At 60.6% G+C, this 12,091-nt stretch carries 13 protein-coding genes and 2 tRNA genes; 10 read left to right on the top strand and 5 right to left on the bottom strand.

Annotated features, from left to right (window positions below):
- Positions 1-1,399: hypothetical protein (locus BGN91_RS05280; protein WP_292611166.1), on the top strand; the 1,399-nt coding region annotated here is incomplete at its 5' end.
- A 908-nt stretch (positions 1,400-2,307) separates the two neighbouring features.
- Here BGN91_RS05280 and mddA read toward each other — a convergent pair.
- The 3 genes from mddA to BGN91_RS05265 all read right to left on the bottom strand — a co-directional run bounded on the left by mddA (position 2,308) and on the right by BGN91_RS05265 (position 3,840).
- The gene (gene mddA / locus BGN91_RS05275; RefSeq protein WP_292611164.1) at positions 2,308-3,066 is read right to left on the bottom strand and encodes a methanethiol S-methyltransferase; all 759 of its coding nucleotides are present in this window, start codon (positions 3,064-3,066) and stop codon (positions 2,308-2,310) included.
- Positions 3,067-3,192: 126 nt separating this feature from the next.
- Complete coding sequence (locus tag BGN91_RS05270; RefSeq protein WP_292611162.1) at positions 3,193-3,468, bottom strand: DUF4242 domain-containing protein; 276 nt, start codon at positions 3,466-3,468, stop codon at positions 3,193-3,195.
- Positions 3,469-3,513: 45 nt separating this feature from the next.
- Positions 3,514-3,840, bottom strand: coding sequence for a DUF1330 domain-containing protein (locus BGN91_RS05265; protein WP_292611160.1), 327 nt, complete (start codon positions 3,838-3,840; stop codon positions 3,514-3,516).
- A gap of 142 nt (positions 3,841-3,982) precedes the next feature.
- On the opposite strand from BGN91_RS05265, the gene BGN91_RS05260 reads away from it, so the two are divergent.
- Positions 3,983-5,017 carry a helix-turn-helix domain-containing protein gene (locus BGN91_RS05260; RefSeq protein ID WP_292611158.1) on the top strand — a complete coding sequence of 345 codons (1,035 nt, stop codon included), beginning with the start codon at positions 3,983-3,985 and terminating at the stop codon, positions 5,015-5,017.
- A gap of 455 nt (positions 5,018-5,472) precedes the next feature.
- Here the strand turns inward: BGN91_RS05260 and BGN91_RS05255 are convergent, their stop codons facing one another.
- Entirely contained in the window at positions 5,473-6,099 is a 627-nt protein-coding gene (locus tag BGN91_RS05255; RefSeq protein ID WP_292611156.1) for a DUF4336 domain-containing protein, read from the bottom strand.
- A 519-nt stretch (positions 6,100-6,618) separates the two neighbouring features.
- On the opposite strand from BGN91_RS05255, the gene BGN91_RS05250 reads away from it, so the two are divergent.
- From BGN91_RS05250 to BGN91_RS05225, 6 genes are all read left to right on the top strand, one after another.
- A tRNA-Thr gene (locus BGN91_RS05250) sits at positions 6,619-6,693 on the top strand.
- A 352-nt stretch (positions 6,694-7,045) separates the two neighbouring features.
- The gene (locus tag BGN91_RS05245) at positions 7,046-7,231 is read left to right on the top strand and encodes a hypothetical protein (protein ID WP_292611155.1); all 186 of its coding nucleotides are present in this window, start codon (positions 7,046-7,048) and stop codon (positions 7,229-7,231) included.
- An 89-nt stretch (positions 7,232-7,320) separates the two neighbouring features.
- Positions 7,321-7,500 (top strand): hypothetical protein, encoded by a 180-nt coding sequence (locus BGN91_RS05240; RefSeq protein WP_292611153.1) that lies wholly within the window; start codon positions 7,321-7,323, stop codon positions 7,498-7,500.
- 48 nt (positions 7,501-7,548) lie between these two features.
- On the top strand, positions 7,549-7,770 hold the full coding sequence (locus BGN91_RS05235; RefSeq protein ID WP_292611152.1) for a hypothetical protein: 222 nt from the start codon (positions 7,549-7,551) through the stop codon (positions 7,768-7,770).
- A 166-nt stretch (positions 7,771-7,936) separates the two neighbouring features.
- Positions 7,937-8,422 carry a hypothetical protein gene (locus BGN91_RS05230; protein ID WP_292611150.1) on the top strand — a complete coding sequence of 162 codons (486 nt, stop codon included), beginning with the start codon at positions 7,937-7,939 and terminating at the stop codon, positions 8,420-8,422.
- Between the two features lie 40 nt (positions 8,423-8,462).
- Complete coding sequence (locus tag BGN91_RS05225; RefSeq protein WP_292611148.1) at positions 8,463-9,005, top strand: hypothetical protein; 543 nt, start codon at positions 8,463-8,465, stop codon at positions 9,003-9,005.
- A 169-nt stretch (positions 9,006-9,174) separates the two neighbouring features.
- On the opposite strand, the gene BGN91_RS05220 is transcribed toward BGN91_RS05225, so the two are convergent.
- Complete coding sequence (locus BGN91_RS05220; RefSeq protein ID WP_292611147.1) at positions 9,175-10,029, bottom strand: RNA methyltransferase; 855 nt, start codon at positions 10,027-10,029, stop codon at positions 9,175-9,177.
- A gap of 208 nt (positions 10,030-10,237) precedes the next feature.
- Here BGN91_RS05220 and BGN91_RS05215 point away from each other — a divergent pair.
- Both BGN91_RS05215 and BGN91_RS05210 read left to right on the top strand, forming a co-directional pair.
- Positions 10,238-10,323: transfer RNA gene (locus BGN91_RS05215), tRNA-Tyr, on the top strand.
- 738 nt (positions 10,324-11,061) lie between these two features.
- Positions 11,062-12,091 (top strand): L,D-transpeptidase family protein (locus BGN91_RS05210; RefSeq protein WP_292611170.1); only part of this gene is annotated, 1,030 nt, incomplete at its 3' end.

Below are 12,091 nucleotides of genomic sequence, written 5' to 3'. Positions count from 1 at the left end.
CGGGACGAGTGATGGCGTGCGTCGGTTTCGCGCCTGGTCTGCGAAGCTCAAGGGCTTCATCGACGTTCCAACGCCCGGTCCACGGTCTCGTGCGGTCGAGCCGCAGCATGTGCCGTTCCCCGGATTCGCGGAAGCATTTCATGCTGATTGGCCGATTGAGCCCGTCGCTGAGGTGGCAGATTTAGATCCGGCCGCAATTGATCGGGCACTACATCTCGCCAATCGCCATGAGGCTGTGCGCTCGACTGTCGACCTGTTTGTCACGCGGCTCATCAGCGAGAACAACCGGCTTGAAAACCCTCCATCGGTTTGGTTCGTGATTATTCCCGAAGCCGTGTATGAACTCGGCCGGCCTCAGTCATCGGTTAGGAAAAGCGAGCGCGTCGAAGGCATAGTGACGATCAGCCAACGGCGGGCACGACAGCTTCAGGTGCAGCCAACGCTGTTTGGCGAGGATGAACGCGAAGCTGAAGTCTACAAATATGCGACGCATTTCCGGCGTCAACTTAAAGCCAGACTGCTCAAGGAGAAGATCGTCACGCAGATCGTGCGTGAGACCACTCTGACGCCTGACGAGTTCCGGCGAGAAAATGGCATGCCAGTCCGCCGCATTGAAGATGCAGCCACCATCGCCTGGAAACTCGGAACGGGCGCGTACTACAAGGCCGGCGGAAAGCCCTGGCAATTGGCCGATGTCCGCCCTGGCGTTTGCTACGTCGGGCTTGTCTACAAGCGAAGTGAATTGACCAGCGACAAGCGACACGCTTGTTGCGCCGCGCAGATGTTTCTTTCGGATGGCGAGGGAGTTGTGTTCCGGGGCGCGCTCGGCCCCTGGTTCCAGACGGATACGAAGCAATTCCATCTCGATCAGGAAGCCGCCAAATCTCTCATCGAGATGGTGGTCGGCGAGTATAAGCGGTTGCATGACGTTGCGCCGCGCGAACTTTTCATACACGCCAAGTCGGCCTTCACGGACGCGGAATGGGCCGGGTTCAGCGCCGGCTGCGGCGAAGGGACCAATCTCGTCGGCGTTCAAATTGCCGAGGCGCGGGACGATCTAAAGCTGTTCCGTCCGGGTGAATACCCGGTGATCCGCGGGACGGCGCTGCAAGTCGGAGAGCGGCATGCATTCCTGTGGACCGCAGGCTATGCGCCGCGCCTTGACACTTATATGGGCCCGGAAACACCGAATCCGATTTCCGTAAAAGTGTTGAGGGGAGACTGTCCGCTTGAGACCGTGCTGAGCGATGTCCTTGGGCTGACGAAGATCAACTTCAATTCGTGCCTTCACAACGATCGTCTGCCAGTGACGATACGGTTTGCAAATGCGGTCGGCGACGTTCTCATATCGGCCCCAATGGACAGCGAACCGAAGCTGCCCTTCAAGTTCTACATCTGAGATGTCGTCGTCTGGCTTGATGAGATGCTGAGGGGACGGTGCTGCGGGCCGGACTCGAAACCGGCTAGTGGATGGGCTTAGTGCACCGAGCCATTACGCCGCTGCCTTCTCGTCACCATCTCGGACCTTTGCTGGCCATGTGTCCTTCCACACCGCCGCAGCCAGAGGCGTCTGTCTATCTGCTCGCCCGCCGCCCATCAAGCTCAGTGAGTCGTCTGAGGCGGGAAGAGAGGCAGTGAGCATAGCGCGCTCGAACGCGTTGTGCTAAGAACGCTGACGGTCTTTCCTTTGTATCGGCGCATAGCGCGCTACAAAGTCGACGGCGTAGAAAATCGACCGATCGTTGTCGATAGACGTTGAAACGTCGCTGAATTCGAAGCGCGCGAATTTTCCTTTGAAATCATAAGCGAAAAATTTTGACGGCTCGATGGTCGGGCTTTGACCGTCAGAAGAAATATTTTGCGCTTAAAAATCAGCGCGTTACGATGCATTGAGAGAATCGAGTGGGAGTGATGGTGGGCAGGCCAGCGGATACGCTGGGATAGACGGGCCTACAATTGGCGATTGAAACGTATCGATAGATGTCGATAGTTGTTGGTCTTTGTCGGGCCGGCAAATAAGCTGTAATTTAAGGCTTGCCGAGCTTAGGTATTTGGTTGATCGCCTAGCGAGCGGCTCCGACTTCTTCGCTAGTTGCTCGGCGCCGGTTCGCGCGACGTCGCGACGATATGGACAGCCGATCACGGAAGCCTTGCCGGCACCTGCAACGGGCCCCGGCGAAATCGAGCTGCCTCCGATTTGGAAAGACGACAAATCTGATATTGGAAGAGACCATATGTGGTCTCCTCCTGCTTCTGTGCGGTCTCGCTCACCTTTAGAGGGCGAGTTGCCCCGTTACCGGAGGAGGCTCAGGGGCGATGGACCTCGCCCCTGGGTTCGGCCTTTCGCCTCGGCAGGGGAACGAGCATGGAGACCCGCTCGCGATAGCGCCGGTAGTGGTCGCCAAATGCCGCCACCAGATCCCGCTCCTCGAACGAAACGCCGAGCAGGACGTAGCCGGTGTTGGCCATGGCAAACAACAGATGGCCAGGCGTCATCATGGGCGTCGCCCACATGGCGATCAGCAGGCCGAGATAGAGCGGATGCCTCACCCACTTGTAGAGCGACGGAGTCTTGAACTCGGGCGGCGGCAGCTTGCTGCCGCGCCAGCGCGCGTAGACCTGCTGCAGCCCGAACAGCTCGAAGTGGTTGATCAGGAAGGTGCTGAGCAGCACCAGGCCCCAGCCCGCCCAGAACCCCGCCTGCAGGACGGCGACGGCGATTGGGTTGGTCGCGGACCACACCACGCCGGCGATCGGGCGCCACAGCCAGAACAGCAGCACGAGTGCCAGGCTGGCGAACAGCACGTAGGTCGATCGCTCGATCGCCGGCGGCACCAGCCGGGTCCACAGGCGCTTGAAGGCGGGCCGGGCCATGACGCTGTGCTGGACGGCGAATAGGCCGATCAACAGCAGGTCTATGGCGACCGCGGCGGGCAGCGAGCCGGTCGTGCCCGAATCGATCGTCCGGGGAACCGGGAGATCGCCGACGAAGGCGATGAGGTAGAGGATCGCGGCGAACGACGTCAGGTAGGCAGCGCCGCCGTAGAGGACGGTGAAGAAGATCATGGGGCTTCCTTTAAAGGGGGCAGGTCGAGGATCGGGTTGACCGGCGTCTTCGCGGCGGCGGGTCATAGGGAGGTAGCGATCGACCCGGCGCTCGTCAGACATGGCCGCGTCGTCCATTCGATAATTTCAGGGAAACGCCGTCAGCGGGTCGATCACGGTTACGGCCTCATGGACCCTGGTGATGGGAAAGCCGGCAAGGCGCGAATGTTCACGAACGCTTTCGTCGCTTGCGGCGAGGTAGATGCAGAACGTGTGGTCGGCGGTGATGTAGGAGTGCACCCACTGGATGGCTCCGGCCAGTTTGGCGACCGCGCCGTTTGAGGTGGCAGCAAGTTCCTTGTACTGGCTTTGGCTCAGGCTGCCGACGCCGGGGATGTGGCGTTCGATCACGTAGCGTTTCATTGGTTCAATGTCCCTTCGTGTTGCATTCAGTGAATGGTGCGGCCGTCAGCCCTTGGGCAGATAGGCGATGGTGCCGGCGAGATCGGTATCGTCGATCAGATGAAGCCGGCTGTTGCTGCCGCGCCGGCGGGCCGCGGCGAACGGCGCGTATTCGGTATCGTTGGCAAAGGCCATGACGGCGTCGGCCGAGGGAAATTCGATGAGCACCATCATGGTGGTGTCCAGCGGCTCGCCCTCGAGCGTCTTCACATTGCCGCTGCGGGAGAGGTACTTGCCGCCGTGCTTGTGCACCAGGCCATGCACGGATGCGGCATAGCCCGGCACCCAATTGTTGTCGGTCACCTTCACATCGGCGATCAGGTAAATTGGCATTTGTTGTCCCTTGCGGTTAGTTTCCGGCAGCGGTTGCTTGAACCGGCTTTCGGTTGCGGGCGGAAACTAGGGCGGGACAGGCACGGGCGTCAGAGAGGGTTTTGCCAGGAACGATCCTTTTGTGCCAATTTCTGGGGCGGGAATGGCCGACACTCACACCGATACCATCGAGGCACTGATCCTCGCTTTGCCGGAATCCGCCGGGTCCGCGATCTATGGCCTGGTCGATGTTTTTGCGTCGACCGGAACGCTATGGCTCGAGCTTGTCGGAGACGAACCCAGCGGGCGCCTGATCCGCCCCAGGATCATTTCACTCTCGCGCGATCCGTTTCGGTGCGGCAACGCCATTCCGGTTACGCCGGACTTGTCGATTGCGGAGGCGCCCCGTGCAGACATCATCGTCATCCCGGAGCTATGGCTTGCGCCCGATGACCACTTGAAGGATCGCTATCCGGAGGTGAAGGAATGGCTTCGCCGCTGCCATCGGGGCGGCAGCACAATCTATTCGGCCTGCTCAGGGGCAGTGCTTCTCGCGGCGTCCGGCCTGCTCAACGGCAAGGCGGCGACATCCCATTGGGGCTATGCGGATCTGTTCCGCATCGGATTTCCGGAGGTCCGGTTCATTCCCGAACCGAACATCTTATTCGCCGACGAGAGCGGGCGCATCGTGACGGCGGGCGGCGCCACGGCTTGGCATGATCTCGCGATCCACATCATCTCGCGCCATTGCAGCCCGGGCGAGGCGCTGCACATCGCCAAGGTCTATCTCCTGCAATGGCATGGCGACGGCCAATTGCCGTTCGCGAGCTTGGTTCGGCGTCAGGCACACGCGGACTCGGTCGTGCGTCGGGCGGAGGACTGGCTGCGGACGCATTATCGCGAGCCGCAGGCGGTCGCAGGCGTGGTGGCGGGATGCGGGATTCCCGAGCGCAGTCTGAAGCGCCGCTTTGCGGCTGCCACCGGATCGACGGTCATCGGCTATGTGCAGAATCTTCGTGTTGAGGAAGCCAAGCGGCTGCTCGAGAGCGGCGAAATGTCAGTCGACGACATCGTGGCGGCGGTAGGCTACGAAAACCCGGCATTCTTTCGCAAGCTGTTCAAGCGGTGCACCGGTCTTACGACAGGAAACTATCGCCGTATGTTCCGCCCAATCTACGATGCGGCTCGCGTCCGCTAGGGTCATCAGAGCGGAATTGAGTGCTATTTCGGGATCCGGGCTGGCCGGTGGAGTGGATCGTGCTATCGTCGTTGGCGGCTTTTTCAAGCGGACTACGCATGCAATCTGGTCGGCGAGTCCCAAAAATTGACCGATAGACGCCGATAGTCGCTGAAAACGACAAGATCACGGACCGCCGAAATTTGCCTTCGAAATCAAGAGCGCTGATTTCTGACGGATCGTGGGACGGTTCTCGGAATGCCTAGGAAAAGTTTGCACTGAAAATCAGCGCGTTACCATGCGTGAGATAATCGAGTGGGAGTGAAACTGCATCATCAACGGGCTATCGCCCGCTATCGCGAATAACGTCCACAAGATCGAACGGCCCGTACCGTCCTTGATAATTGCTACGTCTGCGCGCCGCCTTTGCGATCAATGGCGAGCGCACGGCCAAGCCCGTATCCGATTTGCCGCTATTAGTGCTTTGGGAGCAGCCACGAGAAGGCATGCCGCAGAAAGGATTCGCCGTCCGTTCGGACAATCTCTCCGTGCGCCACGACGACATGCTCGGGATGTTTTCCGATTAACTCGCGGATCTTGGGGCGCGCGCTTGCGCGGTTGCGGAAACTGATCCGATAGTCGATGGGCGGATAACCCCACCCCTCGACCATTTTCGAGAGCCTTGCGATCGGCCGCATCCACCAAGGCCAATGGCTTTTCAGGAACCGCTCGCTGAAAGTCTGCGACAGGTCGGCAATGATAGCGGTGCGGGACGCGCGGTGAAAGAAGATCAATTCGTCCAGAAAAGGCGAATTGGTGAAATAGAATTGGTCGATCTGCCCGTTCCATTCGGCTGGCGGATCGTCGGCCAGCGTCCCGGAAAAACGGAGTCCCCCGCACTTGGCGATTGTCGACGCCGTTGCCCACAAACTGGCGTCCGGAAATGCGGCCTGCCAGTCGGCTAGAAACAGATAGTGCAGCTTGTTGGGGCTGACGATATGCCGGACGGGTCCGAGCGGCCGAATCTCGTCCTCAATCGCGGCCGTTCTTTCAATCGGCGACCATAACCACAGCCCGCCATCGGCAAGACGCACGATGACCATGCGTGTGGGATAATCGAAGCCTTTGAAAGAGACGACTCCGCCATCCGCAAACCACAGGTCGGGTCCCAACGATTCCAGCATAGTCGCTTATCTAGGTTGCCGGATGGACGCTTTCCACCGTTCCAAAATACTATTCATCCCATTCGACGCTGGTCGACGCGCGCCAAGGCATCGAGCGATTTCAAGGTTTTGCCGTCGCTCGGCCGAAACACGCCGCGGCGGACAAGCCGGACTGCTCGGAAACCGCGGTATCATGGGTATGCCGTTCGTGCAGACAAGTTACACCGAGAAAAAAGCATAATATCGGAAAGCCAGGGCAATCCATGCTGTTCTCATCGACGATCCCCGAGTTGCCATGAGGTGCCAGTTCCGAACCTGTGGCGACTGGAAGAAACGGATTGGGCGCAGCGGAAAAGGTCTGCCAGCGGATGAAAGCCTTGTCGTCCGGGCCATCGTGAGGCCAAACGATGCTGGAATGTTCGAGCCGAGCTGAATATAAGCTCTCGCAGCATCGCAAATGCCGGCGTAGCACAGCGGTAGTGCAGCGGTTTTGTAAACCGAAGGTCGGGAGTTCGATCCTCTCCGCCGGCACCATTTTCCTTTCCATATCTCTCCATCAAGCTAACCGCACCCGAGGAGAGCCCGCTATCTCGCAGGCGAAGCCGGTCAGGCCGAGTCGGTGATCGAGCACGCCGAGAGTGTCCCCACCTACCATCCGAGACCCTTCGGGCATGACCACGGTTTCTGCGGGCGCTTGTCCGCCAATGAGCAGGCCCCTCTGCAATCGCTCGCTGATCGCGCCCTTTCGCCGCGAATTTGCGGCGGTCGGGCTATCTTTGTGACGTCCCGATCTGTGTGATCAAGATCACGGTTGGCCATCTGTTGCCGGACTACACAGATGCCACGGAGGGAATGGTTCTTCCGAGACAACAGACGGAGACCGGTAATGACGAGCGGAATGCGCGACCTCACGATCGACGAGCTGGATTCAGTCAGCGGCGGCACGGTCCATACCGAGGTCAGGAAAACGACGCTGATCGATGTGAACGGGAAGGGAATTCTGGCGATCGGAACCGTCAGCATCGATGGCGGCCCGGCGCTGCCGTCGGCGGAATGGATTCCGCTGAAATAAGCAACTCCGGCTTCATCCCCACACCGATCAACACGCACAAAGATCAGCAGACGGGAATATGTCCGTCGCGAACTTAAAGGAGATTGACAATGACGAATTCCGGCATGCGCGAATTGACGATGAATGAGCTCGATGCGGTCAGCGGCGGAGAGGTCATGGCGCAGGGTACGGTCATCAAGATTTCGATGGACAAGGGTACGCTCACCGTCGGCTATATCAGCACCGGCGGTGGCCCGACCCTGCCGTATGCGAAATGGCAGCCCAAGTAAGAAGACTTGGTTGAGAGAGCCTCGACCCGATCGGGGGTCGGGGCTTTCATGCGCGTGCGATTCGGCTCCACTCAAAATCGTAAACGACTCCTGAATCCCCACAGGCTTGCCGGAAAAATATCGACCGGGACTCAAGCGATGGAATCGCCTGATGGTCCTGTCATGGACACGATGCCGACACCGGCGACCGACGGCCTGCAGCTCGCGCTTGCCATCGCATTATTTGCGGCCTGCTCGGTGAATGTGGTTCTGATCAGCTTCTGGCTGTAGCAGGAACCCCGACCTCGTCCGCCCCGTTAACATTTCGATAGCGGAATGCTTCGCAATTGATTGCCGGCTCAGGCTTGCACATTAGGCTTACCGGCAGTTTCGGCAGCGGCTTTAACCCTTGCCGACATCGGTTCGATTAGGGTCGGCGAGAAACCGGACCCTTGTAATGCGTATCGGATTTGGACTTGCGCTGGCTCTTGTGATCGGGACGTCGTTGACGGCTCTTGCCGACAGCGGGCCGGTGATCGTGATTCCCGGCCGTCCCGGCGTTCCGATCATGATCAACGGCATCGACGCCTCCTATGCGGTCGTCGAAGGCGACTGGGGCCTCGCCCGAAGGATTCACGTGCAGCCCACGGTGTATGGCGGACGCTACATCGATCCCGAGCCGCACGTCGGTCATTATTATCCGAGCCTCGGTCAGCGGCCCGGTTACGGTCGCCTCGAAATTGAACCTCCGGCGAACCGCAAGCTGCCGCCGCGCGCCGAAAGTTTTCATCAGTCCTGGTCGGCGCGCTCCGATCCGACGCCCGCGCAGTCCGATATTCCGCAGACGCCTCCTGCGATCATTCTCGCACCCGAGATCGGACCCACGGGCCCGGCGCAGGATTTTCAGCACCGGATTCCGCCGTTTCGAAAGCCCGGACCCTAGAATCAACTTCAAGAAAATCAGGCAAAGCAGGAGAGAGTAAATGCGTCAGATGATTTCAGGATTGGTCGCCGCGGTTGCCGTGGTGGCGGCAAGCGCCGTGCCCGCCATGGCGTGCGGCGGTTTGTTCACCAGCGGAGGATGTTCGCCCTGCGCGGCTTACAGCCCATGTGCGCAAGGCTATTATCCAGGCTATTACGGCGCTGGATACGGCATCGCCGCCTACGAACGTTTGCCGTCTCCAACGCAGTACTATTATGTCAATCAGGGGCCGGCTTTCAGCGGTCCGGGCAACTTCGCACCGGTGCCGACCTATCAGGAAGCCGCCGTATCCGGATGGAATGCCTACCGCCGCCCTTATTACTACCCCTACGACGGCGGCCGTTACGCTCATGCCATGCATCACTACTATGACGGCGCGCCAGTGACCGGCCCGGTCGTCTACAGCTATCGCTGGCATCATGCTCACCGCGGGCATCGCCATAGCTTTCGGTACGGCCATGCCGCACACCATCATGGCCATATCCACGGTCCGCGGCATCATCACCACGGCCATCATCATCCGGCGGCGCCCCATCATCACTGATCGGTCCGCTTCTTAAAGAGACGCCCGTTCGCACAATTGCGGTGCGAGCGGGCGTTTTTCGTGCCGTCAGAGCCTTCCCGCTTCTGTTGGAATCAGAAGCGGGGCTCCATGATTTTGATTTGACGCGTTTTCTTCATGCGAACCGGTATCCACTTCGCTCGAAAATGCTCTAGCGCATCAGGCCGAGACGGCTGGCGCCGATATAGAGCGCCAGCACCGCGGCGTTCGAGACGTTGAGGCTCTTGATGTCGCCGGGCATGTCGAGACGCGCGACCGCGCTGCATGTTTCGCGTGTCAGTTGCCGCAGACCCTTGCCTTCGGCGCCGAGCACCAGCGCCAGCGGTTGCCGCAACGGGATGGCGGCCAGATCCTCGCCCCCGGCGCTGTCGAGGCCGACGGTCATGAAGCCGCGGTCGTTCAGTTCGGTCAGCGCCCGCGCCAGGTTCTGCACCAGCACGAGCGGCACAAGCTCCAGTGCGCCGGAGGCGGATTTTGCCAGCACGCCGGTGGCCTCGGGACTGTGGCGCGCCGTGGTGACGATCGCCTTTACTGCAAAGGCCGCCGCTGATCGCATGATCGCGCCGACATTGTGCGGATCGGTGATCTGATCGAGCACCAGCACGATGCCTTCCTGCGCCAGCGTGTCGATATCCGGCGAGGGCAGGGGGTCTGCTTCGGCGAGCAGCCCCTGATGCACCGCGTCAGGTCCGAGGCGCTGGTCGATCGTAGCTGGACGCACGATCTCGGGTATGATCCGCGTGTCGATGTTTTCATCCGCGAGCCGCCGCGCTGCGTTCTCGGTGAGCAGCAGCCTTCGGATCGTCCGCCGGGGATTGGCCAGCGCTGTCGTCACCGTGTGCCAGCCGTAGAGGATCGCCGGTTCGTCGGCTCCGGCCTCGCGCCGCCCATTTCGGGCCGAACCCCGTCCCCGGGGGCTTTTCCGGTTGCCGGCCTTTCCGGCGCGGCCGTCTCCCCGTGGCTGGGAAACCCTCCGGAATCGCGGTCCTCGATCACGATCGCTCATGCGTGCTTGTCTCACGGGCCTGAAACAATGGCAATTTCCACCGTTGGATGCGCGGAAGCCTTTAATCCCGGACGCTCTCGGTTGACTTTGCCGGGCCGCTTCGCTCATAAACGCGCGCAACCGTAGGCCCGGTATCCGGGCAGGTGCCTTCAATGTCATCCGCGGTCGGTTCGGCCACCTTTCAGTGGGTGACATGCGATGGCGTTGCGGGGGAGTGTCCCGAGTGGCAAAGGGAGCTGACTGTAAATCAGCCGCCTCATGGCTTCGTAGGTTCGAGTCCTACCTCCCCCACCAATTAATATAGATATATCAATTAGATATCATATAGGGACGGATACTGCCGATAGGTGAGTTCATGTTTGCTCCTGCCGGGTGCGGGCTGGGCACGGACATTTATCGGCTACTGTCCGTCACCGTTCGCGGCCATCCGTAATTACCGATAGCCGCAGACTCATCCGTGCGGCTACGGGCTCGGTTGCTCGATCATCCAGCCGGTGGCTTGAGACCCAATCTCCTTCAGCTTCAAGGAGAGTCCCGGGTTTCGTTTTTGGCCTTTATGCGGCCCGTTTTTCCAGCGTGGATTTCGTTGCGAACTCGCGGCCCGCGATGTCACCGAGTGCCGAAGGTGATCGGCATCGGGTGTAATCCTCCTTCCGTGAGCCGATGGCGCTGCGCGCTTCGATCATGGCGAGCAACAGGACGCGCTGCCCGTCGGTGTCGATGCTGAACAGTCATGCGCGACGCTGGCTTACCTATGCACATCGCAGGAGGGAGCCGTGGCCTTTCGTTTCGCATCGCCATTTTTTGGCGACCTCTTCAGGCTCGAACAGGCGCAGGTTTTGCGAACGCCGACTGCCCATTTTTGTGCCAATTTCAGCAGCGAGCATGCTCACGAGTCGGGATATGTAAGATTGGTTACGCGGCAGCGGGCACCCGCGGTAAATGGGGAATCGAATGGTGGATCGTTTGACGTCGGCGAAATCTATCGCCATGCGCCGTTGGGTGCTTTTAGCCGTGGCGGTGTTCGCAGCGATGGCCGTATTGATCGTACCGATCGCCGACGCCACAGCGAAACAGGCACGCCACGCGCAGCCCAGCGAGACCGCGGCGCCACGCGAAGCGGGCGAGCCAATCATGGCAATCGTGTCGATCAAGAGCCAGCAGATCACGTTCTATGACGCCGACGGCTGGATCCTGCGCGCGCCGGTTTCGACCGGCATCAAGGGGCGCGAAACGCCCGCCGGCGTCTTCGCCATCGTCGAGAAGGATAAGGACCATCACTCGACCATGTATGACGATGCCTGGATGCCGAACATGCAGCGCATCACCTGGAACGGCCTTGCGTTGCATGGCGGACCGCTGCCCGGGCATGCTGCCTCACACGGCTGTGTGCGAATGCCTTACGGCTTTGCGGAGAAACTGTTCAACAAGACCCGGATCGGGATGCGAGTGATCATCTCGCCGGATGATGCTGGCCCGGTCGATTTTTCCCACCCGGTGCTGTCGCTCTTCGTGCCGAACGCAGAGGTCATCGCAGATGGCCCGGCAAAGGTCGAGACGCTCTCACGCGGGGCCGCCGAGGCCGCGACGATGGCCGCCGAGACCAGGAAAGCTGCCGCGACTGCGGTTCGGGAGTCGGCGCTGCTCGCGGCGCTTCTGCGCAAGATGGAACGACTCAAGACGCGGGCCGACGCCGCACTCGCATCCGCCGACAAGGCGCTGGCCGCAGCCAAGACCGATCAAGCCAAAGCGAAGGCCGAGGACCGAAGGCAAAAGGCTGCTGCCAAGGCAGCGGAAGCGACGGCCCGGTTCGATACCGCCAAGGCGGACGCGTCCTCGAAACTCGACGCGGCCAGCGCCGCAAAAGAAGCGGCCAGGATGGCTCAGGCAAAAAAGGCCGACACCGCGAAGGCGGCGCTTGACGCAAAGCTCGCGCTCGAGCCGGTTTCGATCTACATCAGCCGTGCGACGCGAACGCTTTACGTTCGACGCAACACGCATAAGCCGGCGCCGGATGGGGGCGGCGAGGTCTTCGACGCGACCATCGAGGTCCCGGTTTCAA

The organism is Nitrobacter sp. 62-13, from assembly GCF_001896955.1.
Lineage (GTDB): Bacteria > Pseudomonadota > Alphaproteobacteria > Rhizobiales > Xanthobacteraceae > Nitrobacter.
The sequence above is the reverse complement of the archived record's forward strand: the minus strand, read 5'-3'. Positions and strand labels throughout refer to the sequence as shown.